The following is a 25,940-nucleotide window of genomic DNA, read 5'->3' on the forward strand; positions in this document are numbered from 1 at the left end:
TTATCGCTGATAAACGGAAAAGGCTCAATCTATATTAGATTGAGCCTTTTCATTAGTCCGTTTTCGCAACAAAGTCAGCTATTTTTTGTTTTGATAGCCTGCTTAAGTTCCGCAATTTGAGCCAGCATTTGCGCTTGATTTTGTTCTATTTTTTGTTGGTTCTCTTCCATTCTCGCTAAGGCTAATTCAAGCTCTGATTTGATTTCGGCTTTATGCGCATCTTGGCGTTCTTGGCGTTCAGATTCATCTGGCGCGACAAATACCGATGCCATATAACCTGAAATCACACCAAAAAAACTCACACCGCTGACAATGACCACACCACCTATGATGTGGCCTGCTGTGCTTACAGGATAATAATCGCCGTAGCCGACGGTAGAGATAGTGACTAATGCCCACCAAATCGCTTGCTCAGCGGTCTGGATATTGGCGCCTTCGGTGCCGCTTTCGACGATGAGCATAATGACGGAAGCTAATGTCAGAATCGTCACCATAGCAACCAGTAGACTGGCTAAGGTGGCTTGTTTACGTTGTTTTACCAGTGGGAGCAGCAGTGAGCGACTCATGCGGATCAGGCGTATTACCCGTAGGATTTGAAAAAGCCGTGCCATACGTAGGGCTTCAATCGCCGGAATACTGGCAATAAAATCAATCCAATGGTGTTTAATGAAAAAGCGTTTATCGCGAGCACGGATCAACCCAACAAAGAAGTTGATCATAAAAATCATGCAAATACTGGTATCGACAAAGAAGAGCAAGCGGTAGGTTTCGCTATCTAGGCGGCCGAAGGTCATGACAAGTACTATGATCACCGACAGCAAGGACAATAGCATCATCGCCATTTCGAATGGAGAAGGAGTGCCAAGGGTGCGAAGCGACCATGGGGTTTTATCTGTCATGCCAAACATGATCCCTGTTAAGTGCGGCGAATATCACTACTAAAGTAAAAGACTTTAGGCTGTGAGTAAATTGACTGAGTTAATAAAAGGGCTATAAATCGATTAATCGCGCCAGCCAATGGTAAGAAGGGTTGGCGCTTGAGATCAGCGTTGCTTTAGGTTTCATCAACAAAGTGGACTAAATCGTCGAGTACACGGCGTTTAATTTCTAGCTGTGAATCGGCACTTAAACCATATTTCTCTGCCAGTTGCACATAGTCATCTGCATTGAGTGACACGGTAAGACGCGGACGCGTTGGCCGTTTCGATACGCTAAGACCTAAAATAGTGCGAATTTGATCAGAAGGGCTAACACCTGCATCTAACGCGGCTTTACGAATTGAGTATTGAAATTTTTCATCGAGATCGAAGGCGACTTGCGTTGCTTTCGCGGCCTGTTGGTTCTTTAACCATTGCTCGGGGAGAGGGTGTTTGGTCTTACTCATGGCGTATTACCTATTGCTATCAACCGTTTCTAGCGCTTATCTGTGAGATTGTATTGGGATTATTGATAAAGTGCGAGCGCGCACTTTATCTTATTTTTGGCTTATTTCGCTGGCCAGTATTCCCGAATATCCGTCAGTGGACGATATAAGGTCAAGACAACATCTGTATCGCCACCTTCGTAAACTTCCACTTCGACGGCGCGGCTTTCATCGTCATCGAGCAGTAAATAGTACTCGAAGGGCTCACCCGTGGCGCCATTGGCGTCTTGTGGTGGCCTTTGGCCGCGGTAGTCCTGACGATGGAAATAGCCAAAAGCGGCAAACGTCACTTGGTGATATTGCTTTCCAAGCCATTGTTGCAGTTTTTCCGCTAAGTCGGCTGGTAATTCTTTCGTGGTTAACTCGGCATGACCCGGTTCATCGAACAGGGCGCTGAACTGCTCAAGATCGAATAATTGTTCCACTTGGGCGCGGGAAATTTTAATCGAGAAGGCGAGATAGGTTTCGTCGTCTTCTTCGATGCTTAGAAAGAGTGTGTCGCTACCATGGCCTTTAAGTAACCATTCGGCTTGCTGATTACGTTCAGACTCATAAGTATGTACGGCTTCGACCCTCAATTGTTGACCACGAAGTTGTGGCGGCAGGGCAAAGCTGTCATCAATTGAGATCATGTCGCCCACATTGAGCTGGGATGGGTGATTGAGCTCGCGCTGTGGCGCTGCTTTCTTACCAAAAATACTATTGAAAAACCCCATAGTGACTCCTGCTGACTATGCTCGCGTGCGGCTTCAAATCGATTGGCTGCGGATCGTAACGGGCGATAGTGGTCAATTATTTTATGCGGATGAAACAAAAAAATGCCGAGGTCAGTAGGGGGTGATGATCCCACTGAGACTCGGCATTCGGTCAATCATTGCTTAGCTTTTACGTGCTTTGATTCGGTCTAGCACAGCATTTGCATTCGACTTTTGCTCACCAATACCGGCTTCGGCTAGCTTAGATTGCAGTGACTTGTCACTGTTTTCATCGGCTAAGGTTTCTGCCGCTTTCAGACGATCGTCAAACTGCTGCTGACGTGCCTTGATGCGCTCGAGTGAATCTTTAGCGTTCAGCAGCTTAGAGTTGCTAGAAGCGAAAGAGTCGGTAATAGTTGCCGTGGCTTTTTGCACGCTCTCAGTGGTTTTCACCATGCTCAACTGGCGCTGATAATCAGACAGTTGACGCTCGGTTTTCTTCACTAAATCCTTCAGACGCAGTGCATGGGCACTGAAGCTGTCGTTGGCGCTTTGCTGCTCAGCAAGCTCTTGATCGAGCTGGGCAATTTTTTCAGCAATTTCAATCGCTAAGGCTTCATTACCTTTGTCCAATGCTTGAGTTGCATAACCTTCGTGTTCTGCAATCGAACGTTTCAGACGGTCGATTTCACGGCTGGCTTGCATTTCTTTTGCCATGACATCGGTCAGTTCACGTTTAGCATTGGTTAAATGCTTTTCTGCATCACGGATTTCCTGTTCGAAAATACGGGTTGAGTTTGCGTCAACGATGCTTTGGCCAACTTCGGTGGCACCACCGCGAAACGCTGTTAAAATTTTATTCAGAATGCCCATTTTGTGGCTCCTTATTTCAGATAGTCGACCAATTCATCAATAACTTCTAAACAGTTATCAGATAAAACTGCTAATTCTTGCTCGATTTCGAGCATGCTAGATTGTAGTGATAGCGCACCGTAAACCACGTATTTGTCATCAATTTTTGCAAAAGCTGACAAGGGCATTGGAATGTTGAGCTCTAGCATGGTTTCAAACATTTCACTGCGACGTTCTTGATTTACTTCGTTCTCGCCCCACAGGTAGCTGATGCAAAGTACTTGGTTGTCCGTTACCGATACAAATACCGGGATTTCTTCACGGCCGACCACATTCACTTGCAACACTTCGACTTCACCATCGATTGGATAACAATCAAATTGAAAGCCAGTTTGGCTGTTGTTGCCAAGACTGTTGAGGTGATTGGCAATGGTATGGATATTCATATTTGTCCTTATTGACATATTATGTCTGTGTTCAAAGATAGCACTGAGACATAATATGTCAAGTACTATCTCATCCTATTAAAAAAGATCCAGTCCTTGATTCTCGGACCAATCTTGCAAATGGTAGTGATACAGCTGCAATGAACCCAATTCATTGGGTTTTATGTTGGCGGCATCTTGATAAAAATTGGCTGGAAACTCAAAGGCGCCATCCACTAAACCTAAAGTGAGCCAGTCATCTTTGATGGGCAACTCAGTTAACTTCGCTAATCTGTGTTGTGCATCGAGTCCGCCTAAGGTTGCAATACTCCAGCCCCATTCGCCAAAACTGGGCACATTATGATGGTACTGCTTGACGTCAAATCCCGCCAATGCCAAGGTTTTTGCTACCGAAATAAAGGCCTTAGGGGCATGGTAAGGCGATGTTGACTGTACAGTCAGAGCGCCATCACTGCTCATAAGTTCCTTTAATTTACGGTAGAAATAGTCCGAATAGAGCTTATTAAGATCGGGATGGCTCGGATCGGGCAAGTCTACGATAATCGCATCGTATTTCACGCCTGTGGCAATCAGTTTATCGACACCATTAAATGCATCGTCGTTGATCACTGTGACACGGGGATCGTTCAGTGCATTGCCATTGAGCGCCAACATAGCGCGACTGAGACTATCGGGCATATCTGTATCGGGCGATTTAAATAATTGCACTAGGCCCACATCGAGATCGAGCAGCGTGACTTGTTCAGGTTCCCAGCGCAGTACTTGTTTGAGACCGAGTCCATCACCGCCGCCAATGATCAGCACCTTGCTGTGACGGGCACTGGCCGCGAGCGTAGGATGAACGAGAAACGTATGGTAGATGTGCTCGTCTATGCTAGAAAATTGTAAGCGACCATTGATGTATAAAGCATAAACGGGCGGCAGACCGTTACCGCGCAACCGCTCGGTGAAGGTCAGCTGTTGGAAACGTGTCGCCTTGGCGTAAACCACTTTGTCTTTATAGAGCAAATTATTGAATTCTTGCTCCCAGCGTGGGCCGTGGATTGCTAATACGAGTAAGACGCCAGTCACGATAAAATGCCCACTCAAAAGCAGTTTAGGGCGGCGGATTTTAGGCCAGAATCGCCAGATAAACACAAAACCTGCCAATAGATTGAAACTGGCGGTTAAGGCGGCGGCAAGTTGGATATCGATGGCGAGCATAAAGCCAACCCAAATTGCGGCACCTATGCCTGCGCCTATGTAATCAGCTCCGTAAATGGTGCCCGCGTTATGCAGTAAATGCTCGTCGGAAAGGGATTGGCGAACCCTAGCAATCAGCGGGATTTCCATACCAATCATCAGGCCCAATAACACACCCCACACATAGGGTAAGTATTCGCTGAGTTTTTGCAGCGAGCCTATCATGCCACCTTCGGGCAGTTGATCTGGCGGTAAACCTAAGGTATTAGCAATGATCAATGGCAGTTGTTGACCAAAACCAATCACCGCTGCTGTGATTAAAATGGCGAGTGAGCCACAGAGTGCAACTGTGAGTTCTAAAATCACAAAACCGGTAAAGGCATCACGGATCTTACGGGCGGCGAAGGCACCTAGCCCCATGGAGACAATCATTAAGCCTATCATGGTGTAAATGGCGGCTTCTAATGCGCCTAAAATGCGGCCCGCATAGTGGGATAAAAGATATTCGTAGATCAGGCCGCAACCTGCTAATACGGCCATAATGCCCAGTAAGAGAACATCGTCGAACCAACCTAGGCGGCTAGGTTTAGCCGCCGAGGGAGTTAAGCTAATTTCTTGCATTCGATTAAGCCATCAGTGCCGTAAGAATAAGTGCGATAGCGATACTGATCGCCATTTCTACTGCGGCAATACCGATATTGTGTTGTCTTTCCACTTCATCGGCTAAATCGATACGGGCCAATACCAGTTTCTTCACGACGAACAGCAATAAGGAGAGCGCGATCAGCATAATGACTGAGAACACTAACCAACCGATCACGTTAGTCACATAAGCCGTTGGATTATAAATAATAAAGTGACTGGCGGCATTAAAGCTCAGTGCCATAGCAATCATGTAACCCGCATGGCGTAGCGCTAACGCTGTATGACCTTGGGCTAAGGCTTGCTGCATAGACGAGTCTTGGTTACGGCTTGCGAAACGGTTTTCACGCCAGCGCGTGAGTAGCACTAACATCAACTGCGAAATCGCAAAGGCGCTGAAGATGGCAATGAAGGTATCGACCGTTAAATCTTCTGCCCACAGCAAGACGGAGCGAATGATAATGGCGGTAGCAATAGCAACGCTGGCATCGACGATAGCGACGGACACATTACCTTTGATGATTTGCTCGTTTTTATCAAACTCATTTAGCGCTATTTTATCGTGGAGGAAACGGCCGAGTTTAATCAGTACTAAACCGAATAAACCATAGCAGCTCATGCCAATCGCTTCGGTAAGATAAGAGTGTGCCGCCGCGCCTGTGATAGCGCCTGTAAGCACTATGCCTAGGGCGGCAACTGCGCCAGCGGTACTTATGCCAAAGGCAAAGTTATCCCGCTCTGCCAGCTCCTTACTGCTATTGACCTTTACACTCCAACCTTGCAAATAACGCATTAGCGTTAGCAAAATCACGGCTATGGTGAGATCGATAGCCAGAATGATGGCTAGCTCTGGTGTGATACCGAAATCCTGAAATAATGTCATTGGAAATCCTTAGTTACTTGCCCCGGCGCACACTGCGGGTCGTGCGATTACTGGAATTGCGGAAACTGCTGTCTTTAGCATAGTTAGATCGAAACTTACTGTTCGAACTCTTGCTCGCACTTGTCGTGCTGGCCTTAGGTGCGCTGGTACTTTCACGGGATAACGCCGTGCCACCAGTTCGCGGCTTAGCATAAGGGCTGTCAAAGCGCTTGCCTTGTGAGTCGAAACGTTTTTTCGTTTGTTCGAAAGTCTTATTTTGCGCATCCGCTTGTTTGGGTGAGGTATAGCGATAACGACCTACGTCATTGTAATAGCTATAACCACGGTTACCCGACCAACGATCGTAGGAAACTGGGCGATTGAAAACATTCGAAAACATCGAATACATGCCATACCAAGCCCAAAACGAAGTGCCGCTTGAGTCGGTTTGCCAGTTGCCGTAAGAGGGATTACCAACTAATTGACTGCCTGGACCAAAATCTTCACCGCCATTGGCTAATGTTGCAGCCTCACGGCTAATCGCATTTACGCGAGCCAGTTTGCCGTCGGACATATCGGCGACCACGTTGACGGGATCAGACAACATATCGTTAAACAGACTGGGATCTGCGGCTTGATAAAGATTTTCTGCTTCGGCCAGCTGTTGATCGAGATCGGCAAAGTTACTCGCCACTTTCGATTCATCTAAACGACGTTTTAGCGAGGTATACATGGGACCTTGGGTACCAGAATCCTTTGCTAATTCATCGAGTAAGGGTGCTAAATCGGGTTTCTGTTGCTTTAGCAGTGTCGTGTATTGTTTTAAGAGATTAGCGTTACGCAACTGGCCGTCATCGATCATCGTCGTGAGCGTAGCGAGACGTTGCTGTGTGAGTTGTTGATACTTCGCGATTTTATCCGGTCTGTCATCGCCACAACCCGTCAGCGATAGCGAAACGGCTAAAAAAAGTATCGATGTGAGAACACGGGTTAGCATTCCTGCCATGTTTTCTCCAAAAGGTAATGAAATAAAACTCAAATACTTGCAGGCAATAATAATCCGCTTGCCCAATATGCCTGCCGCGCAGGTTATAGTACCCTTAAATGCCACAGATAAAAGTGTAAACCTTTATTTGTGTGTTGCATCAGGTAGCTGCAAGTCTCGTCGAACATAACATGATGTGGCGTCAATCTATATCATTTACGACATAATATGTCGATAGCTAAATTTGTTAGGGATTATTATGACCATGCAAAAAGACAGTAATAAGTCATTGTCTATTCTTATTAATCAAACCGCTGAACGCAATTGGCTGCGATTAGAGGAAGCATGGTCCGAAGGACTTGCGCAATTAACGCCTGCTCAGCAGCAAGAACTCAAAACGGTTTTGGGACTCAGTGATTATGTAGCGGCTCAACTATGCCGACATCCCGAGTGGATCGCTATGCTGTTTGCGGGTGAGTTAAGCCTGATTGATCGTAAAAACTTTGATGTTGATTTACATGAAGAACTTGCTAGCACGACCACTGAGGAGATGGCTAAAACCACCCTGCGACGGTTTCGTAACTATCAAATGGTGCGTTTAGCTTGGCGTGACTTTTTAGACTATGCCAGTTTAGAGGAATCCTTGCTTGATCTGTCGGCGCTCGCCGAAGCGTTAGTGATCTGCGCCCGCGATTGGCTCTATAAAGATATGTGCACTCAATATGGCACGCCGATGGACAAAGAAGGGAATCCGCAACCGCTACTGATTTTAGGCATGGGTAAGTTAGGCGGCCGCGAGCTTAATTTCTCCTCCGATATCGATTTGATTTTCACGTTTCCTGAGCATGGCGAAACCGTCGGCGGTCGTCGCAGTTTAGATAATCAACAATTCTTTATCCGCATGGGGCAAAGGTTAGTGAACTTGCTCGATCAAGTCACTGTCGATGGTTTCGTGTTCCGCGTGGATATGCGTTTGCGTCCCTACGGTGAAAGTGGCCCCTTGGTGGTGAGTTTTAGCGGTCTTGAGGATTATTACCAAGAACAAGGGCGAGACTGGGAGCGTTATGCCATGGTCAAGGCGCGTGCGCTCGGGCCTTGGAACCATTTCTCCGATGAACTACACAGTCTCCTGAGACCCTTTGTGTATCGCCGTTATATTGACTTTTCGGCAATTGAATCCCTGCGGAAAATGAAGCAACTCATCGCGCAAGAAGTGCGGCGCCGTCATTTGACCGACAATATTAAACTCGGTGCAGGCGGTATTCGTGAGGTCGAGTTCGTGGTGCAAAGTTTTCAATTGATCCGTGGCGGCCGTGAGCCTGCGTTGCGTCAGCAGAGTTTATTCGGTGCTATCGATACGCTTTACAGCTTAGGGCAGTTTGAATATTTGGCGGTGGATGAGCTTAAACACAGTTATTTACTGCTGCGCCGGGTTGAGAATCTGCTGCAAGCCATTGACGATAAACAAACCCAAACCTTACCGAATAATCCACTCGATTGGGCGCGATTGTGCCATGTACTCGATATGGCCAATGAGGTTGATTTACGCACTCATATTGAAGCGGCAATGAGCAAAATCCATCGTCATTTTAAAGCCACAGTGGGCGGCGAAGAAGGCGAAGAAAAAGTCGAGCATTGGACGGCGCAGCTGTGGAATATGCAAGACCTTGATGATGGCATTACGTTGTTGGCCGAACAGCAAATTGATGATGACAAGCTGTGCCCTATGCTTAGCAGCTGGCGCGAAACAGTGACTAAGCGTTCCATTGGACCACGCGGGCGAGAAACCTTAGATAAATTAATGCCAAGATTATTGGAAGAATTGATTAATCAACAGAGTCCATCGTCAGCCTTTGAGCCCGTGTCTAAGGTGCTGGAGCAAATTTTAACTCGCACTACTTACCTTGAGCTTTTGTGTGAAAACCCCGGCGCGCGGCAGCAGTTGGTGAGCTTGTGCTGCGCCAGTCCTTGGATTGCCGCGCAGTTGGCTAAATTTCCCATGTTGCTCGATGAGCTTATCGATCCGTCGCAGCTCTATGACACGACCTCCATCGACGATTATCCGAGCGAGCTGCGTCAGTACATGATGCGCGTGCCCGAGGATGATATGGAGCAGCAGATGGAAGCGCTGCGACAATTTAAGCTTTCACAACAACTTAAAATCGCCGCCGCCGATGTCACGGGTGTTTTACCCGTGATGCAAGTGAGCGATCACTTAACTTTTTTAGCCGAAGCTATTATCGAACAAGTGGTGATGCAGGCGTGGCAACAGGTTTCAGTGCGCCACGGCGTGCCAGCATACCTTGAGGGCAGTGACACAGGCTTTGCCGTTGTCGGTTATGGCAAGCTCGGCGGGATTGAATTGGGTTACGGCTCCGATCTCGATTTAGTTTTCTTGTGTGAAAATAAAACAGAGAACGGCCTGACCAATGGTGATCGCCCGATTGAAGTTGGTCATTTTTACCTCAAACTCGCCCAGCGCATTCTGCATTTATTCTCGACTCGTACCACTTCGGGGGAGTTGTATGAAGTGGATATGCGCCTGCGTCCTTCTGGCGCCTCGGGTTTGATGGTCAGTGAGATTGAGCGTTTTGGCGAATACCAAGCTAATGAGGCGTGGACTTGGGAACATCAAGCTTTAGTTCGCTCGCGTTTTGTTTTTGGCGACAATAGTTTAGCGGTTAAATTCAGTCATATTCGCGCTTCAGTATTGGAAAAGCCCCGTGATAAAGCTGAGCTGCAAAAAGCGGTACGTGAGATGCGTCAGAAGATGCGCGATCACTTGCTTAAAGTCAGTGATGGCATGTTTGATTTAAAGCAGAGTCCAGGCGGGATTGCCGATATTGAGTTTATTGCCCAGTACTTAGTGCTGGCTAATGCTCACGAGTATCCAGAGCTAACGATTTGGTCTGACAATGTGCGGATTTTTGGTGTGTTAGCTGAGCTTGAACTTTTGCCAATGATGAGTGCCCAGCATTTAACTCAGACATATTGCTTACTACGGGATGAAAATCATCGACTGACTCTGCAACAAAAGGCGGGGCAGTTACCAGTGTCAGAGGTAGAAGACCATGCTGAGCGGGTGTTAAACATTTATCGTGCTGTGCTCGAATAGTGCAGTCTTTAAGGGGATTAAGGCTGATACGAATTTCAGCCTTAACACCGCAAGAATACACCATTTAGGCTAGAGTTTAATGAGAGCAGTTAGCTGAGAGTGCCATGCAATTACCTACAATTCCTGAAAACGAGCTGCAACGCTTGGCTACGTTACGGGCACTTAATGTGCTCGACACCGATGCCGAGGAACGTTTCGATCGTATTACTCGGCTTACGCGCAGAATTTTCTCCTTGTCCATCTGTGTTGTGACCTTAGTGGATGCCGATCGGCAATGGTTTAAATCACGTCAAGGATTGGAGGTGACTGAAACACCTCGGGAAATTTCATTTTGTGGACATGCGATCAATCATGACGGCATTTTCATCGTGAACGACACCCTCAAAGATCCACGTTTTAGTGACAATCCTCTGGTGACTGAGCAGCCGCATATTCGCTTTTACGCTGGCTATCCCCTCACCATTCACAGGCAATATCGGGTGGGTACTTTGTGTTTAATCGGTACTGAACCGCGGGATTTTACGGCTGAAGACATTGAAACCTTAACGGATTTAGGGCAAATGGTAGAGGCTGAATTACTCTCTATTGCGCAAAACACCTTAGATCCCTTGACTACGATTTCGAATCGGCGTGGATTTGAGTTACTGGCTCATCAGGCGCTGGCGAGTTGTCGACGTACCAAATCTGAGGCAGCCTTAGTATTCTTCGATCTCGACTTTTTTAAGGAAGTGAATGACAACTTTGGCCACCTCAAGGGTGACCAAGTGTTATACGATTTTGCCCATATCTTGATGACCGCTTTTAGGGAGTCGGATGTGATCGCAAGGCTTGGCGGTGATGAGTTTGTGGTGTTATTAAGTTTTGTGCATAGCGATACAGTCAATCGGGTCATCGAGCGTTTTAAGCAGTTACTTGAGCAATTTAATCAACAGCATCCTAAGCAACATAGATTGGCGACCAGCATAGGTATCGCCCATTGGACACCAAATTCAGATATGAGCTTAGAGGATCTGTTAGATTCAGCTGATAAAGCCATGTATCAGAATAAAGCCACACATCACAGTGATGCATCTTAAATTGTTTATGCTTATGCTAATGAAAAGGGAGACAATAATGCCTCCCTTTTCATTGGACTTTATTCGGCGAAGAAGTACTAAGCTGTAATGAGCGTTACCCAATGTTGATATAAGGGTAAGCCAATTAATACGTTAACCGGAAATGTGATCCCGAGTGAGGCTAGCATAGCCAGACCTATATTGGCTTCGGGGATTGCGGCACGAATGGCCGCAGGCGCTGCGATATAAGATGCACTGGCACTTAATGCTGCTAGCACTAAAATGCTGCCAGAAGGTAAGTCCAGCCAAACACCTACACCAATACCACACCAAGCCAATACAAAGGGCGCTACGGCGGCAAACATTAATAACCGCCATTGTTTAAGTGGTAGCGGCAAACACACTTTGGCCGTTACTAAGCCCATTTCCAGTAAAAATAATGCCAGTAAGGTTTTGAACCCACCGAGTAACACAGGAGTGAGCGGCGCAAGCCCCGTTGGGCCGTAAAGCCAACCTATCACCACACCACCAACGAGTAGTACAACGCCGCGGTTGGTTAACGCTTCGTGCAACACGCTCGATTGAGTTTCATTTTTGGGTGATATTTCAATTGCTTTTTTTGCGCTTAAGTATCTGTGTAACCAGAGCATTACGACAATAGCAGGTAGTTCCAGCAGCACGAGATACAGGGTCGTTTCTGGCCTTAAGATCAGCCCAGATTTTTCAACCATAGTCATCACCACCGCAAAGGTTCCCGCACTGACGGAGCCGTAATGGGCGGCAATACTAATGGCATCGGTATGGCCAATGCGAACCAGCCGGATTAGTACAGGGTATAAGGCCAAGGGGATAATCAAACCTAAGGCAACAACCGCTAACAGCTCAGTGATCACTAAGTTTTGAGTGTGACCGTGGAGCGCCATTCCGCCCTTTAAACCTAAGGTAAGCATTAACAGTATGGATAGGGTTTCGTAGATCGCGGGTGGGACTTTAAGATCTGATTTCACTAGGCCAGCTAACAGGCCTAAGGCGAAAAATGCAATGACAATATCGGGCATAGGTATCTCATTAAGTTTGACTTTTAAGCGGTGTAAAACGCGCTTGTTTGTCGAGTGATCCTGATGGCTGGTGATTTTGGACCTAATTAGTTATATTGAAAAATAAATTGTTTACCACCTAGGTATAGATAATTGTCTATGGATAAGCGTTCGTCATCGACTCAGCTTAAATTGCGGCATTTGAGTTTTCGGTTACTGCAGGTGTATGTGCAAGTGGTGCGGTTAGGTAATATTTCCGCAGCGGCGAGGGCATTGCATTTAACTCAACCCACAGTGTCATTACAGCTTAAAAAACTGGCCGATGTGTTGGGCGAGCCATTACTCGAGAGTCGTGATGGCCGCATGTTACCGACCTTGATTGGTAATGAGTTGTACCGCGCAGCCTGCGATACCTTGAGTCGTTTTGAGGATTTCGATGCTTTTATGCAGCAGGCTAAAGGTGGCAGTGTCGGTCACATTAATATCGGTATTGTCACTACCGCAAAATACGTGTTACCACGGATTTTAGGGGCATTTTATCGGCAGTTTCCACAGGTTAAAGTGACCTTAAACATTGGTAACCGTGCCCATGTATTAGGCAGATTTGAACGTCAAGAAGATGATTTATACCTGTTCAGTCATCCTCCAAGTGGCGATAACGTGTTATCTGCACGCATCATCAAAAATCCGCTGCAACTGATTGCACCAAAGGAGCATTGGGCTGTGGGTCGTGAACAAGTGAATTTTAACGAGCTTAAAAATGAGCGTTTTATCGTTCGCGAACCGGGATCAGCCACCCGCTTAATGTTCGAGTCTTGGTGCAGCGGCCAAGGCATCACGCTCGGTGACACTATGCAAATCGAGAGTAATGAGGCGATACGCTTGAGCGTCGCGTCGGGCTTAGGTTTGTCGGTGATTTCGGCGCATACCTTGCAAGAAGGGCGCGAAAAACCTGCAATTCTAACTGTTACGGGTTTTCCGCTCGAAAGTAACTGGTATCTAGTTGGCCGTAAAGATCGCCGTTTGCCCTATGCCGCCATGCAACTGGTGGACTTTATGGCGGCGCATTTGGTCGAGTGTATCGAGCCAGAATGGGTTGCCACTGATATCAGTGAACTGGCTATGCACTTTAATCATGCACCGCAAACTCGGTCCTAGCACTCTTGAGTCTCGCTTGTATTATGGAAGCTTTATTAAACTAGATCATAGCGTTATGCATTGAGGGTAACTGTTGAACACATCTTGCGCCATTACCCTCAGATTCCATTATAAAGCGATACTCTAGACTTTAAATCGCGTCAGTAGATTGTTCAGTTCAACGGCGAGTCTTGAGAGTTCATGTGCCGAGGCACTGGTTTGCTGTGCCCCCGCAGCACTTTGGCTGGCAAGATCACTAATATTCACAATGTTTTTATCGACCTCACGTGCGACTTTCGCTTGCTCTTCGGCGGCGCTTGCGATGACCATGTTGCTGTTATTCATCGTACTGATTTGACGATTTATCGTGTTTAATGCATCCCCTGCCAATCTTGCGACTGAGAGTGCCTGTTCAGCCTTTTGACCGCTGTGCTGCATCGACTGCACAGCCGTTTCGGTGCCGTGCTGGATTTTGTTAATCATGTCTTCAATTTCACGGGTCGAGGACTGAGTGCGATGGGCTAGGGCACGAACTTCATCAGCAACAACCGCAAAACCACGGCCTGTATCGCCCGCTCGCGCCGCTTCAATGGCTGCGTTTAGGGCCAGTAAATTCGTTTGCTCAGCAATGGCGCGGATCACATCGAGAACTTTACCTATATCCCTCGCTTGAATCGCTAAGGTTTGAACAACCTGTGAACTTTGCGTCACATCCTGATTCATGTCGATAATGGCTGCGACAGTCTGATCTACCTGTTTTTTACCTAATTCGGTACTGCGGGCGGTTTCTTCAGAGGCTTCTGAAGCGAGCACCGCCGTATTGGCTACTTCATCCACTGCCGAACTCATTTCGGTAATCGCAGTTGCCGCTTGCTGTATTTCATCATTTTGTTGCTGTATGCCGCGGGAAGCATCTTCAGTGACTGAATTGAGTTCTTCGGCGGCGGAGGCGAGCTGGCTAGAGGAGTTTGCTATATGGGATAAAGTGTCGCGCAGATTTTGCTGCATTTCAGCTAATGATTGCATCAGTTGACTGGTTTCATCTTTACCCTCTGTGCTGATTTTCTGCGTTAAATCCCCCCTTGCGACTGCCACTGAAATGCCTACAGCTTCCTTCATTGGCTGCACGATACTGCGAGTTAAAAATATTGCCACTACAAATGCAGCGATTAAGGAGCCCACTATCATAATGCTGTTTAGCCATTTACTCTCGTCGTAGGCTTGTGCAGTTATTTGACCTTGTTCCTTTGCATATTCAGTATTCAAGCTGCCAATGCTAATGAGCGTCTTTGTCATTTTTTCGGCTTGCACTATCATGACATCATCCATGATCCGTTTAGCTTCGGCTGCATCATTCGCCTGTAGCTTGCTGATCATCTCATCTTGATGCTTTAAATACAGATCAAGGCTGCCACTAAATTCTTGATAGAGCTCCTGCTCACCTGGCAGGCTAATTAAAGGCTCATAGTTTTTTTGATCCGTTTTAATACTCTGGCGGATTTGCCTTAATGTATCGAGTCCTTTGTTAAGTTCTGCTGCCGAATTTGCTAATAACAGGCGAAATGTAAACACCCTAGCGCGCATCACATTGAGGTTGATGCTCGACAGACTGACCAGCGTAGGTAGGGTATTATCTTCAATTTCTTCTGCAGTGGATCGCATGGATGACATCGTCTGTAATGACATGATTCCTTGAAGTAGCAACACAAGAGCAAGTAATCCAAACGCAGCAATTAATCGTGAGCCAATCTTAAATTGTCGTAACCACATAAGTTAATCGTCCCTGTATTTAAAATAGTTCCGTTTAAGGCAGTTCTTAATATTTTCTAGCGAATACTTCGAACTAAGTGTCATGGCACTTATTCAGAATCATGAGTCTTTAGTTGATTGCATAAACTATAGATTATATTTTTCAGCTTTTATGTTGCAGGTTGTAAATTTGATCGATTTAAACCTATAGGCTGTAAATTAGAACAATTGAAACTAAGTTACACCGTACCTTAAAACTCAAGGTTAGCAACAGCTAGAAGCAAATTGAACGTAATGAGTCATTTAGTTGTGTGAATTGAATCGATTATGGCAGATGAGTTTTCTATTTTATGTATTTGATTTTTAATTATTATAATTTTTTTTGTTGTACTAGTTTGTCTATGATTGCAGATTTTCAATTTAGGTACTTATTCATCTTTCTAGGCTTGTATCTGCAAATAGCGTATTTGACTTGTTATATTCTGAATGCATGAATTATCTTGTCACTAATTGTTCCTCGAATTTTTATCGTGATGGCTAACTTCTTGCTTATCAATATTAGGGGTTTGGTCTAACTCAACAGAGCGATAAATCGCTAATGTTTTACGGCCATTCACTTCGACTCATTGCTATTAATCGACTGTAGGTGCGGCGGAATTCAAAACTGAGTGCGCCACCTTGATAGAGTTCACTCAGTGGCACGTCGCAGCTGAGATATAAGCTGACATTTTGATCATATAACTCATCAATTAAGCTGATAAAACGTCGCGCTGGGTCGTCGTTGGCGGCGTAGGAGAGTTTGCGCTCGCCCGTAGCTGCGGCTTGGTTTGCTCCTGTGCCGTCCTCCGTGCCGCGGGCACGGATCCAGCCTTTCACTTCGCCGCCCAGTTTAGGAACACCGCTCACCATTAAGATCTTAAATCGACTGGCGATTTCGATGTAATCGAGTTGGGATCTTGGGCCATCACACAGGGCATAAAAGTCGAACCAAGCAACGGCGTTGTCTGTGGGCTCTAAAGCGGCGCGGATCACTGGGATTTCACGGTTGCAGATGGTGAGGCTAGCATTGCTCATTCTGCTATCACTAACGTTAGAATCGCAAATACCAGTATCGCTAATGCCAACAGCGCTCATACTGAGTGCATTTGGCGTTAACCCATTCACTAGCTTGTCAAAAATCTGCTCAAAATCGAGTGTTCCGGTAATGCCGATATTGCGGGAAATCGAGGCACTCATTTCAGCGCTTTCAATGCCAATCTCGTTGTTTAATAAAGTATTGATGGCGTGCATCCTGTGGTCTTGGTTGCCAGCGAGATGCAGCATTTGCGTGTGCGTTTGCAGCAGTTGGATACAAGGTAAAAATCTGTGTCTGGCTAAGCCGTTCTCATACAAGCGCTCAATAGGAATATTTGAGGTCGCGATCAGCACCACACCTTGTTCGAATAGGCACTCAAATAGCCCTGCGAGTATCATGGCATCGCCAATGTCTGAGACAAAAAACTCATCGAAACACAGCACCCTACATTCTTTCGCTAGATTTTTTGCTATAAGCGTTAACGGATCGCGTTTACCCGAATGCTCACGCAGTGCATTGTGTATCCGCGCCATAAAACGGTGGAAATGCAGTCTTAACTTGCCTTCACTCGGCAAGCAATCGAAAAACAAATCCATCAGAAACGTTTTGCCCCGACCCACATCGCCCCACAGATACAGACCTTTGATTGCTTGTTTGTTGATAAGGGGAAACTGTGCTGAATATGGTCGTAGCATCAACTGCTTAAATAGCGCATCGAGCGCCAACACCGCCTGTTGCTGCGCGGGATCGTCAATGAGATCTATGCTCATCTTGGCGCGATACGCTTCAAGTGGTGTCACGATTGGGGTTATCGATTGCGAGCTAGCGGAGTTTGAATGTGCCATGTCGGGGTCTCGTTGGCGGTTTGTTTTCGGTGTTTGTTGCAGTAGATCCTGCGCTCTTTAGGCTTAATTTAGTGCGATATCAGCACTCACCTTTTTGAGGCATCCTGTTACTCATATTCAGGTACTCGGGAGCCATATGGCAAGATGCGCAGGGTAACATAGTCGCTGACGTGACTTAAGTCCCGCTCTGAAGCTTAGGTTAAATACTAAGCGAAACCAGTGCTTTATTCTCGAGGACTTTTACCATAACATCTTTGTCACAAAAATAATGATATGGAATGAATCCTATGGCGAGTAAGGGCAATGGCATTACGGTTATCAGTGCACAAACCTTGATTGAGGGCGACATTCAGTTAGAGAGCGCGGCATTCATTGCGGGTAAATTGCAGGGCAAGATTAGATCAGCAGGACAAATTAAGATCGAACTTGGCGGCGAAATATCTGGTGAAGTCAGTTGTCATGAGCTGCGGGTTTGCGGCGTATTTCGCGGAAGAGTCTGTTGTAATAAGTTGATTATTACCAGTTCTGGTGTGGTTGACGGTGAAGTCGCCAGTCATCAGATGGAGATTTACGAAGGTGGGCAGTTTATTGGTCAGCGTATTAAAGGTCCTGAACTCGATGCCTTGCCGGACATGCTACAAGCACTCGCGCCAATAGCTCAACGCTCGGATGCGCATTTATATGCCAGTGAAAGCACTTTGCTAAGAGGTGATAATCTGGCGATTCGCCCTTGGCTGTATGTTGCAGTGGCAACTGTCGTCATAGCGTTAGGTTTTAGTTTTGGACCCGAGCAATTGCGTGAGTGGTTACCTAATCTTAGTGACAGCACGTTGAAAACTGAGGTGTCTCCGGCAATCGAGGGGTCTAAGGCCGTAAATGGTATGGCTCCTGATCAACCTGCTACGCCAAATAGCGCGAATGCCGACAATATGGCGGTATTACCGGCAGCGGATCCTGATCCGCAGGCCATGCAGCAGGATTCGGCGATGGAAGATTTACAACAAATGGAACAAGGCCATGAACAGATGACGCAGGGGGATAATGGCGCACCGCCTGCCAGCGACAATGCGACCAATAAGCTCTAATCTGTCGATCGCGCATTTGAATCTTTTAGAAGGATTATTTGGCTTTAGTTGTCAGTTCGGCCAACCTTGACCCTTTCAAACTGCCACTCTGGTAGCTTGGTTTTTAAGTCAGGAAGAATTCGAGCGACATCGCCCCGCAAAATAATCAATGGATCATTACTAAAAGCCGCGTTTGCTAACTGTTGTAGCCTATCAGGCGTTAGAGCTTGCAACTCTGCCTTCAGCTTTTGCACATCAACTTGAGTCAATCCTGTCGCGACTTGGTGGATGTATTGGTTTTCCCGTTGAATGCTGTTGTCTTGGCTGAGCAAATCTCCACCGATCAAATAGGTTTTAAGTGCATCGATTTCACCTTGGCTAGCACCTTGCGTCTTAACCAGTGCGAGGTGATCGAGTATACCTACCACAAACGCGCCCGTATGTTCTATGGCTGTACTGCCGTAAAATTTGATGCTGCTGGACAGCGGTGCATTGGCGCACTGGCCGTAGATGCCATAGGTGAGGCCGCGTTTTTCCCGTAAATCATAGTAGAGTCTGCCCGAAAAACTGCGGCCCATGAGTGCGGATAAACTGCGACAGCTTAAGGCGACTTCCTGTGGGTTCAGTTGCTGCTGAGTTGATGCATCACTTAGGACATGATCTATGGCATAACCTAGGCGGACTTGGGTTTGCACGCTGCCCGGCGCATCAATAAGGTAAATCCTCTTGATTTGCTGAGGCTTTACTGTCTCTGGTTTATCCGCTTTCGGCACTGAATTAGGCAATAATGGCCACAGTTTAAGGCTAGCTTGAAGGTCAAATTTAGCGTTATTTGCCAAAGAGTTGGGTAGAAAAAGATGCCACTGTGCTTGTGTTACCGCCTGCTGTTGGATTTGTTGTAGTTGCCTTAGGCTGAGTGAATCGAACAATGCATTATTATTGATCACTCTATTGTAGGGATGTTCAGGGCCGAGCAGTTTATCGCGCCACACTTTATCTATCTCGGCGCCACTAAAGGCGTTTAAGTGTTTATTGAGCTTGAGTTGACGGCGAATATTGTCGACATCGACGGGGGCGGTTGTCGCATCAACAAAGGCATCTGGCTGCCAAAATTGCAGTAGTAAGCCGTAGATATGGTTAACATCGTCGGGGCAAGTGAGGCTTAAATTAATGCTGTGCAAGCTGACACGCATATTGAAAGTCTCAAGACAGGGATCTGCGCGGCTAATGGCAAGTGCGCGGGCTTTTTCTTGAAAGGCAATCTGTAAAATATCAGGATTATTGAAGGGAACTTGCGGGCTCACAGCCGCTAAACTGACCCTCTTACTCACACTACTATTCATTTGAACTGAGGCAAGGCGATGTAACTGATAGGGTAAATCCAATTCGGTATGGACTTCATCGGTAAAAATTTCATCCGTTACTGGGATAATGACGCCGCTTTTGGGTAAATGATTGTTCAAAGAGCTAGGCAAAGAATGGGCTAAAGAGTTTGGTGTTTCAAAATGGGCCAAACTCGGCGGTTCGCTCGGCGTGAAGACGATTTGCGTCTGCTGGCAGGCGTTTAGTGATAAAGCCACAGCGCAGAACATTAAGCCTTGTAGCTGCTTTGACATTGTCTGAGTCGTCATAATACCGCATCCTCTAAACTGTCACTCATATCGTTAGGCAGCCATTCCAGTAGCGTTTTACCCCAGCGAATATACCAAGGTGGCAGTAGGTCGACTCGGACATAATCTTGGTTGAAATACCGTTTTGCGACGCTTTGGATATCGTCGGCCGTGACTGCGTTGATCCGTTGCCACTGCGCGGTAAAGGGATGGTCTTTATCTTGAGCCGACGTTGCGGAAAGCTTGATGGCTAAGGCCTGTGTGTCATCCAGTTGTTGTAATTGATTGTTTAACCACACTTGTTTAAGTGTGCAAAGACTTGTTTCATCCAGAGCATCTTGCTGCGTTTGTGCCACAAGTCCCAATACTTTTTGCACTAAGGCATCGAGTGAGGTCCGTGCCCGTGGAACCAAGACGATATTCGCTATGCCGTGATTTTCTAACTCAAAGGGCAGGGAGTAGCTGAGCATTTGTTCGGGATTATGCAGACTGAGTTTAGCGAGTGCACTGGCGGTGTTTTGAAATAAATAGCCTTCTAGCAGCCGAATTGCCGCCGCATCGGGGTGATCTTTACCTACGGTATGCCAAGCAAGCAGTAATCCAGGCCAAGGTCCGCGCTCATCCACTAACTCAGCATGTACTTGTTTAGGCTGGATTGTTAACTCAGAAAATTTAGGTTCAGCAATCGTTGGCCTAGACCAAGCCGCAAAATTTTGCTCAATCCATTGTCGGGTTTGTGGGCTTAGTTTGCCGACAAGGGAAAGCTGCATCGCATCGGGACGATAATAATCACGGTGAAAGGCCGTTAGGTTTTCTGGCGTGGCTTGCAAGATATCTTCGCGGCTGCCAATAATACCGTGACCGTAGGGAGTACCTTTTACTTGCTCGAGTAAAAACACCATCGCGCTAAGGATATAGGGCTGATTATCTATGGTTTGTGCCATTTCCTGCAGTACGGTTTCCTGCTGATTTTTAACCGTAGTGGCGTTAAGGCTAGGGCGGATAAAGCGATCGGCTTCGAGATATAAGCCCAGTTCTAATGCTTGGTTTGGCAGCGTCACATAGTAGTTGGTGTAGTCAAAATACGTGCTGGCATTAAAACGTGCACCTAAAGCACTGAACTGCTGAGCATAGATATCGCCGGGGGCATTTTCACTCCCTTTAAACAACATGTGCTCAAACAGATGGGCGTAACCGCTCTGACCTTGGGCTTCGTTGCGGGCGCCTAAATTAAATTGGCTGGCGACTGTGACTGTCTGTTTATCTGCCATGGGCAGTAATCGCACTGTCAGGCCATTTTGTAGCGTATAGGTCTCTATATTCGCTTCGAGCGCATATAAGGCTTGTGCATCTTGCTCGGCGCGACATTGGGCCTGTAGCGTATGACTGAAAACACTGGCCGAAAGGGCGATAAAAAAGCTGATTTGAGTTTTCATAAGTGCGTCCTGCCGAGCTTATTTTTTAATTTGTCAAATGTCTTACTCAAGCTGGATACCATTAACGACAGGCAATTGATACATTCGCAGGTATCGATACAGATTGCACCACTGTCGACGACTGCTCGGATTTCATCGAAATCAGTTGAATAGCATTCAGTTTTTGAAAAGAACTGCTATGATGGCACAGTTCTTTTTCTGGCATAAGTACAAGATATGGTAAGCAGATCTCCGTTCGAATCCTTTCAGTGGAAAAGCGATATTTTTAACTGTGAAAGCACTGATATTGATAATTTCTATCTGCTGCTTGAGCAGGAAATGACCCGTTTGGGCATGGTTGAGAAAACATTGGGTGAAGTGGGTAAATACGATGTTAGCTTGTATCAGTCACCGGCCGCTAAGTCAGGCTTACCTTCTTTATTGATCAGCACAGGATTTCATGGCGAAGAATCTGCAGGCCCATGGGGTTTGTTGCATTTTTTGAGTGAAGCTTCAGCAGACCTATTTGAACGGGTGAACTTGAGTTTATTGCCTCTCGTCAATCCTACTGGATTCAGTCGTGGTCATAGATTTAATAAATACGGCGAAAATCCAAATCGTGGTTTTGTATTTGAGAACGGTAAACCTAAAGCGAATGAACATACATCGGTTGAAGGTAAGCTATTGTTAGAGCACGCACAGTTACTGCTTGCTGCGAGTCGAGACGGTATTTTAACTTGCCATGAAGATGTCTTGAGTCGTGAAGCCTATGTGTATTCTTTTGAGCCAAGCCAAGTGCCAGGACGTTTTAGTCTCGATCTGCGCGATACTTTAGGTGGTTATTTCCCGATTGCGGTAGACGGTGAGATTGATGGGTGTCCTGTTAAGGATGGTTTGATCTTCAATCATTTTGATACGTCTTTTGAAGCTTGTTTAGTACGAAGTGGTGCTCGTGTCGGTGCTTGTACTGAAACACCTGCGTTGCAAAACTTCGATCAACGCGTATTAGCAAACAGTGCTGCTATGACTCACTTCTTGGCCCTGTGTGCACCTTTATGTGATTGATATATTAGTCTATTACGTTAGTGAATAGCCTGACATGACAAAAAAATACCCGCAGATTGCGGGTATTTTTTTAGGTGGTATTCGCCAGTGAATTATTGATTAATTCGCATTGGCACACCAGTACGTTCATCGAGTAGCTTCTTGATCACAGAAGAATCAGTGTCAGCTTTAGCGATAAACTTAGCGATCTCTTTTGGCAGTGATATCGCAACGGGCTCATTTGATTCAAACTCCGCCACAGTGCGAGACAATGGTTGATGCACGGCTAAGTAGCGTTTACCGTCTGGCTCTTCGGTTGCTTTAATCGGCTGGTTCACAAATTGTACCCGAGTTCCCACTGGTACAGTCTTGAATAGATGCTCGATATCTTCATGGCGTAAACGCACACAACCTTGACTGACACGCAAACCAATACCGAAACTTGCGTTAGTACCGTGAATCGCATACAAGTTGCCGATATACAGCGCATACAGTCCCATAGGGTTATCTGGACCGGCTGGCCATACCGCAGGCAGGATTTCACCTTTAGCAGCATATTCTTTACGAATGCGCGGTGTGGGTGTCCAAGTTGGATTCGCACGCTTGCGTTGTACAGTGGTCACCCAGTTTTCTGGTGTGTCTTTACCAATTTGGCCAATACCAATAGGCAACACTTCAACAGTCTTTTTGCCTTTTGGATAGTAATACAAACGCATTTCAGCCACGTTGATCACTATGCCTTCACGGGGAGCGTTTGGCAGGATCAATTGCAATGGAATGATCAGTTGGCTACCTGGTTTTGGCAGAAATGGATCCACACCTGGGTTAGCTTCGAGTAAGTTACTGAGACCAAGCTGGTATTTGGCTGCGATATCTTCGAGAGTGTGTTTACCCTCTGGAACCGTATAATACTGGTTCTCGCCAATTAGCCTGCTTTGGGCGGCTGGTAAAGGATATTCCGTTGCTAAAGCGGACAGACTAGGGAAAACCAAAGTCAATAATAAAGCTGTGGTGCGAAGCATACTCATAAGCGGATACTACGATTCCTGTTAATAAAAAAGCGTGTTTAACGCAGCTTTCTCTCTTAAAACGAGAGCGGCAATTTGACGAGCAAAATGCACTGGCGCGCGAAGCTCGCATCCTTCCTTATTTTGGACATTATTTCAACTGAAATATGATCAGTACGGCGTATTTATCGCTTAATTTTTTGTTTTAACGGTTTTCCTTGGCGGCGTCAATTGCCAGTATTTAGTCTTGTCGTTAAAACCTGCTGTACTCAATTGTCTTGTGCATGCCTTCCTGCTTGATGAAAAATATTTGCAGTGTTAACCAATCTAAAACGTGTCTGTTTGAATGGCGAGCATGTATGGCGTTACTGGAACTGAATTGATTTGTTTTGGAAAACAGTGTGTGGTCCTTTTCTCACAAGGCTATTGCTCATCGGATAAGGTGAGTTTAAATCATCTCATTGGCAAATAAATGGAGTTAAAACAATTAGCTTAAGGATAATGTTCAAATATTCACCTTTTACACGACATTATTTTATCTGACACTAAATTGGTCATGATACCGTTAGTTTATACAGGTTTGTGAGCTGAGTTTTGCTTGAATGATTTGAGTTTACGTTCAGTTTGTTATTTTTAACTATTTGATATTTATTTCTTTTAATTATTATTAAGTCGTGTGGAGATGTTCTGCTATCCTTTAGGTTTTATGTTAGCCTTTATCTAAAGGTTAATAGAAAGTTGGTTTTATGACATTTTTTATGTAGATGATTGAAATTTAATATTTAACGCTCCAATAATTCGATATTTTTGTGCTAATATAAAATCATAAAATTGTGAGTTGAGTCATTTTTAACCTCGGTGATTTGTCTATCGTTTAACTAAACAACCTGTATTAAGGAGGCGTTTGTGGATGCAGATTCCATCAATAGTTTTTTTCTGATTGGCGCCTTGCTTACAGCAGTGAGTGTTTTACTTAGTCCTATGTCTTCCCGTTTGGGCATCCCTATTTTATTGATTTTCCTTGCTGTGGGTATTTTGGCTGGCGAAGATGGCCTTGGTGGAATCCAGTTTGATGATTATTCAACTTCCTATTTAGTCAGTAACTTAGCCTTAGCGATTATTTTACTCGATGGCGGTATGCGCACCCGCGTTGCCAGTTTTAGGGTGGCGCTATGGCCTGCATTATCGTTGGCGACCTTTGGCGTTGCCATTACGACCAGTATCACCGGCATGATGGCCGCATGGTTGTTCGACTTGCATTGGTTGCAAGGTTTGCTGGTGGGCGCGATTGTGGGCTCGACCGATGCCGCTGCGGTATTTTCCCTGCTTAAAGGGCGTAGCCTTAATGAGCGGGTTGGTGCGACCTTAGAAATTGAGTCCGGCAGTAACGATCCTATGGCGGTATTCTTAACCGTAACCTTGATTGCCATTCTTGCCAATGTCGACAGTGAGTTGTCCTTCAGCTTTATGCTTATTAGCTTTATTAAGCAATTTGGTCTGGGGATCTGTTTAGGTTTAGGCGGCGGCTGGATGCTGTGGAAGCTCGTCAATTTAAGCAAGTTAGCTGATGGTCTGTACTCTATTTTAGTTTTAAGCGGTGGTCTGATTATTTATGCTGCGTCCAACAAACTGGGTGGTAGTGGTATTCTGTCGATTTACTTAGTGGGTCTGTTCCTCGGCAATAAGCCAACCCGTGGCCGTCATGCGATTTTGAACGTACTGGATGGTATGACTTGGGTCAGTCAAATCGGCATGTTCCTCGTATTAGGGTTATTGCTTACCCCTTCAGATTTAGTCGATATCATGATCCCAGGTTTTGCTCTGGCATTCGGAATGATTTTATTTGCTCGCCCTGTCGCCGTATGGATCAGTCTATTGCCCTTTAAGAGCTTTAGCAGTCGCGACCGCTGGTTTATTTCTTGGGTGGGGTTACGCGGCGCTGTGCCTATCATCTTAGCAGTATTCCCTATGATGGCTGGCTTACCGGGTGCTCAGTTGTACTTCAACTTAGCCTTCTTCGTTGTATTAGTGTCGTTGCTGGTTCAAGGTGCATCTTTGACCACAGCAGCGCGTTTAGCTAAGGTGGAACTGCCCCCAAAGCCGTTACCCGTTTCGCGCTCGGGAGTTGAAATTTACCCGAGCAGCGAATGGGAAGTGTTTGTCTATCGTTTGAGTGAAAGTAAGTGGTGTATTGGTGAGCCGCTAAAGCGCTTAGCTATGCCAGATGGGACACGGATTGCGGCGGTATTTAGGGATGACACTTTGTTGCATCCATCGGGTAGCACTCGCCTCGAAGCGGGCGATATACTCTGTGTGCTGGGTCAGGAGAAAAGTTTAGAAGCCTTGAGTAACCTCTTTAGCCAAGCGCCAGAAAATAAAGAAGTACAACGATTCTTCGGTGATTTCTTTATTGAAACAGACGTTAAGCTTGCGGATCTCGCGCCTATTTATGGTTTGAGTTTAGATAATCTCGCTGATGATATGACAGTCGCAGACCTTGTGGTATCTCAGCTTGGTGCTAATCCTGTACTTGGGGATCAGTTCCACTGGCAGTCGTTGCATTGGGTGGTGGCGGGGTTGTATGAAGGTAAAGTCACTAACGTAGGTATTCGTTTACCGACTGAGAATGCGCTTTAATCCTATGTGCTAGATGGTCCTTACGATCGAAAGTCACCATAAAAAATGCCAGCTTATTTGCTG

Annotated in this window: 20 protein-coding genes; 6 read left to right on the forward strand and 14 right to left on the reverse strand. The window is 46.1% G+C overall.

All coding sequences use genetic code 11. The features are described 5' to 3' along the window. Nucleotides 1–74: 74 nt before the first annotated feature. The 8 genes from AAA952_RS03515 to AAA952_RS03550 all read right to left on the reverse strand — a co-directional run bounded on the left by AAA952_RS03515 (nt 75) and on the right by AAA952_RS03550 (nt 7,108). On the reverse strand, nt 75–899 hold the full coding sequence (locus AAA952_RS03515) for an ion transporter (protein ID WP_219251958.1): 825 nt from the start codon (nt 897–899) through the stop codon (nt 75–77). A 155-nt stretch (nt 900–1,054) separates the two neighbouring features. Further along, a complete protein-coding gene (locus tag AAA952_RS03520) occupies nt 1,055–1,384 on the reverse strand; it encodes a hypothetical protein (protein WP_028761837.1) in 330 nt (109 codons plus the stop codon). A 101-nt stretch (nt 1,385–1,485) separates the two neighbouring features. Further along, nucleotides 1,486–2,139 carry a DUF4178 domain-containing protein gene (locus AAA952_RS03525; protein ID WP_220775920.1) on the reverse strand — a complete coding sequence of 218 codons (654 nt, stop codon included), beginning with the start codon at nt 2,137–2,139 and terminating at the stop codon, nt 1,486–1,488. 162 nt (nt 2,140–2,301) lie between these two features. After that, a complete protein-coding gene (locus AAA952_RS03530; RefSeq protein WP_338254460.1) occupies nt 2,302–2,991 on the reverse strand; it encodes a PspA/IM30 family protein in 690 nt (229 codons plus the stop codon). Nucleotides 2,992–3,002: 11 nt separating this feature from the next. Continuing rightward, nucleotides 3,003–3,416 (reverse strand): YjfI family protein, encoded by a 414-nt coding sequence (locus AAA952_RS03535; protein ID WP_105251554.1) that lies wholly within the window; start codon nt 3,414–3,416, stop codon nt 3,003–3,005. 78 nt (nt 3,417–3,494) lie between these two features. Then, nucleotides 3,495–5,219, reverse strand: coding sequence for a polyamine aminopropyltransferase (locus AAA952_RS03540; protein ID WP_338254465.1), 1,725 nt, complete (start codon nt 5,217–5,219; stop codon nt 3,495–3,497). Between the two features lie 4 nt (nt 5,220–5,223). Continuing rightward, entirely contained in the window at nt 5,224–6,123 is a 900-nt protein-coding gene (locus AAA952_RS03545) for a DUF350 domain-containing protein (RefSeq protein WP_113939026.1), read from the reverse strand. A gap of 13 nt (nt 6,124–6,136) precedes the next feature. After that, nucleotides 6,137–7,108 carry a hypothetical protein gene (locus AAA952_RS03550; protein ID WP_105251557.1) on the reverse strand — a complete coding sequence of 324 codons (972 nt, stop codon included), beginning with the start codon at nt 7,106–7,108 and terminating at the stop codon, nt 6,137–6,139. Nucleotides 7,109–7,346: 238 nt separating this feature from the next. Here AAA952_RS03550 and glnE point away from each other — a divergent pair, with 238 nt between their 5' ends. Further along, nucleotides 7,347–10,202 (forward strand): bifunctional [glutamate--ammonia ligase]-adenylyl-L-tyrosine phosphorylase/[glutamate--ammonia-ligase] adenylyltransferase, encoded by a 2,856-nt coding sequence (glnE, locus tag AAA952_RS03555; RefSeq protein ID WP_338254469.1) that lies wholly within the window; start codon nt 7,347–7,349, stop codon nt 10,200–10,202. 104 nt (nt 10,203–10,306) lie between these two features. Next, entirely contained in the window at nt 10,307–11,278 is a 972-nt protein-coding gene (locus AAA952_RS03560; protein WP_338254470.1) for a GGDEF domain-containing protein, read from the forward strand. A gap of 77 nt (nt 11,279–11,355) precedes the next feature. Here AAA952_RS03560 and AAA952_RS03565 read toward each other — a convergent pair whose 3' ends face one another. Beyond that, nucleotides 11,356–12,315 carry a sodium-dependent bicarbonate transport family permease gene (locus AAA952_RS03565; protein WP_338254473.1) on the reverse strand — a complete coding sequence of 320 codons (960 nt, stop codon included), beginning with the start codon at nt 12,313–12,315 and terminating at the stop codon, nt 11,356–11,358. Nucleotides 12,316–12,453: 138 nt separating this feature from the next. Here AAA952_RS03565 and AAA952_RS03570 point away from each other — a divergent pair, with 138 nt between their 5' ends. Then, nucleotides 12,454–13,452: a LysR family transcriptional regulator gene (locus tag AAA952_RS03570; RefSeq protein ID WP_173242949.1), complete on the forward strand. Its 999-nt coding sequence runs from the start codon at nt 12,454–12,456 to the stop codon at nt 13,450–13,452. Nucleotides 13,453–13,575: 123 nt separating this feature from the next. Here the strand turns inward: AAA952_RS03570 and AAA952_RS03575 are convergent, their stop codons facing one another. Beyond that, entirely contained in the window at nt 13,576–15,201 is a 1,626-nt protein-coding gene (locus AAA952_RS03575; protein ID WP_168822572.1) for a methyl-accepting chemotaxis protein, read from the reverse strand. Nucleotides 15,202–15,783: 582 nt separating this feature from the next. Then, on the reverse strand, nt 15,784–17,100 hold the full coding sequence (gene zapE, locus AAA952_RS03580) for a cell division protein ZapE (protein ID WP_338254479.1): 1,317 nt from the start codon (nt 17,098–17,100) through the stop codon (nt 15,784–15,786). Nucleotides 17,101–17,387: 287 nt separating this feature from the next. Between zapE and AAA952_RS03585 the strand changes: the two genes are divergently transcribed. After that, nucleotides 17,388–18,185 carry a polymer-forming cytoskeletal protein gene (locus AAA952_RS03585; protein ID WP_263171896.1) on the forward strand — a complete coding sequence of 266 codons (798 nt, stop codon included), beginning with the start codon at nt 17,388–17,390 and terminating at the stop codon, nt 18,183–18,185. 44 nt (nt 18,186–18,229) lie between these two features. Here the strand turns inward: AAA952_RS03585 and AAA952_RS03590 are convergent, their stop codons facing one another. Next, complete coding sequence (locus tag AAA952_RS03590; protein WP_338254481.1) at nt 18,230–19,795, reverse strand: M16 family metallopeptidase; 1,566 nt, start codon at nt 19,793–19,795, stop codon at nt 18,230–18,232. Next, entirely contained in the window at nt 19,792–21,210 is a 1,419-nt protein-coding gene (locus tag AAA952_RS03595; RefSeq protein WP_338254483.1) for a M16 family metallopeptidase, read from the reverse strand. Before AAA952_RS03595 ends, AAA952_RS03590 begins: the two co-directional genes overlap by 4 nt. A 216-nt stretch (nt 21,211–21,426) precedes the next feature. On the opposite strand from AAA952_RS03595, the gene AAA952_RS03600 reads away from it, so the two are divergent. Then, nucleotides 21,427–22,254: an N-acetyl-ornithine deacetylase gene (locus tag AAA952_RS03600; protein WP_105251567.1), complete on the forward strand. Its 828-nt coding sequence runs from the start codon at nt 21,427–21,429 to the stop codon at nt 22,252–22,254. Nucleotides 22,255–22,346: 92 nt separating this feature from the next. On the opposite strand, the gene AAA952_RS03605 is transcribed toward AAA952_RS03600, so the two are convergent. Further along, nucleotides 22,347–23,261, reverse strand: a complete 915-nt coding sequence (locus AAA952_RS03605) for a L,D-transpeptidase family protein (protein ID WP_105251568.1) — start codon at nt 23,259–23,261, stop codon at nt 22,347–22,349. Nucleotides 23,262–24,146: 885 nt separating this feature from the next. Between AAA952_RS03605 and AAA952_RS03610 the strand changes: the two genes are divergently transcribed. Next, the gene (locus AAA952_RS03610) at nt 24,147–25,877 is read left to right on the forward strand and encodes a potassium/proton antiporter (RefSeq protein WP_105251569.1); all 1,731 of its coding nucleotides are present in this window, start codon (nt 24,147–24,149) and stop codon (nt 25,875–25,877) included. Nucleotides 25,878–25,940 lie beyond the last annotated feature (63 nt).

This window comes from Shewanella sp. M-Br, assembly GCF_036245925.1.
GTDB classification, from domain to species: domain Bacteria; phylum Pseudomonadota; class Gammaproteobacteria; order Enterobacterales; family Shewanellaceae; genus Shewanella; species Shewanella oncorhynchi.

What these genes read in the sequence shown, in the direction of transcription:
- AAA952_RS03515 (WP_219251958.1), bottom strand. Translation starts at nt 899, where the DNA reads ATGACAGATAAAACCCCATGGTCGCTTCGCACCCTTGGCACTCCTTCT.
- AAA952_RS03520 (WP_028761837.1), bottom strand. Translation starts at nt 1,384, where the DNA reads ATGAGTAAGACCAAACACCCTCTCCCCGAGCAATGGTTAAAGAACCAA.
- AAA952_RS03525 (WP_220775920.1), bottom strand. Translation starts at nt 2,139, where the DNA reads ATGGGGTTTTTCAATAGTATTTTTGGTAAGAAAGCAGCGCCACAGCGC.
- AAA952_RS03530 (WP_338254460.1), bottom strand. Translation starts at nt 2,991, where the DNA reads ATGGGCATTCTGAATAAAATTTTAACAGCGTTTCGCGGTGGTGCCACC.
- AAA952_RS03535 (WP_105251554.1), bottom strand. Translation starts at nt 3,416, where the DNA reads ATGAATATCCATACCATTGCCAATCACCTCAACAGTCTTGGCAACAAC.
- AAA952_RS03540 (WP_338254465.1), bottom strand. Translation starts at nt 5,219, where the DNA reads ATGCAAGAAATTAGCTTAACTCCCTCGGCGGCTAAACCTAGCCGCCTA.
- AAA952_RS03545 (WP_113939026.1), bottom strand. Translation starts at nt 6,123, where the DNA reads ATGACATTATTTCAGGATTTCGGTATCACACCAGAGCTAGCCATCATT.
- AAA952_RS03550 (WP_105251557.1), bottom strand. Translation starts at nt 7,108, where the DNA reads ATGGCAGGAATGCTAACCCGTGTTCTCACATCGATACTTTTTTTAGCC.
- glnE (WP_338254469.1), top strand. Translation starts at nt 7,347, where the DNA reads ATGACCATGCAAAAAGACAGTAATAAGTCATTGTCTATTCTTATTAAT.
- AAA952_RS03560 (WP_338254470.1), top strand. Translation starts at nt 10,307, where the DNA reads ATGCAATTACCTACAATTCCTGAAAACGAGCTGCAACGCTTGGCTACG.
- AAA952_RS03565 (WP_338254473.1), bottom strand. Translation starts at nt 12,315, where the DNA reads ATGCCCGATATTGTCATTGCATTTTTCGCCTTAGGCCTGTTAGCTGGC.
- AAA952_RS03570 (WP_173242949.1), top strand. Translation starts at nt 12,454, where the DNA reads ATGGATAAGCGTTCGTCATCGACTCAGCTTAAATTGCGGCATTTGAGT.
- AAA952_RS03575 (WP_168822572.1), bottom strand. Translation starts at nt 15,201, where the DNA reads ATGTGGTTACGACAATTTAAGATTGGCTCACGATTAATTGCTGCGTTT.
- zapE (WP_338254479.1), bottom strand. Translation starts at nt 17,100, where the DNA reads ATGGCACATTCAAACTCCGCTAGCTCGCAATCGATAACCCCAATCGTG.
- AAA952_RS03585 (WP_263171896.1), top strand. Translation starts at nt 17,388, where the DNA reads ATGGCGAGTAAGGGCAATGGCATTACGGTTATCAGTGCACAAACCTTG.
- AAA952_RS03590 (WP_338254481.1), bottom strand. Translation starts at nt 19,795, where the DNA reads ATGACGACTCAGACAATGTCAAAGCAGCTACAAGGCTTAATGTTCTGC.
- AAA952_RS03595 (WP_338254483.1), bottom strand. Translation starts at nt 21,210, where the DNA reads ATGAAAACTCAAATCAGCTTTTTTATCGCCCTTTCGGCCAGTGTTTTC.
- AAA952_RS03600 (WP_105251567.1), top strand. Translation starts at nt 21,427, where the DNA reads ATGGTAAGCAGATCTCCGTTCGAATCCTTTCAGTGGAAAAGCGATATT.
- AAA952_RS03605 (WP_105251568.1), bottom strand. Translation starts at nt 23,261, where the DNA reads ATGAGTATGCTTCGCACCACAGCTTTATTATTGACTTTGGTTTTCCCT.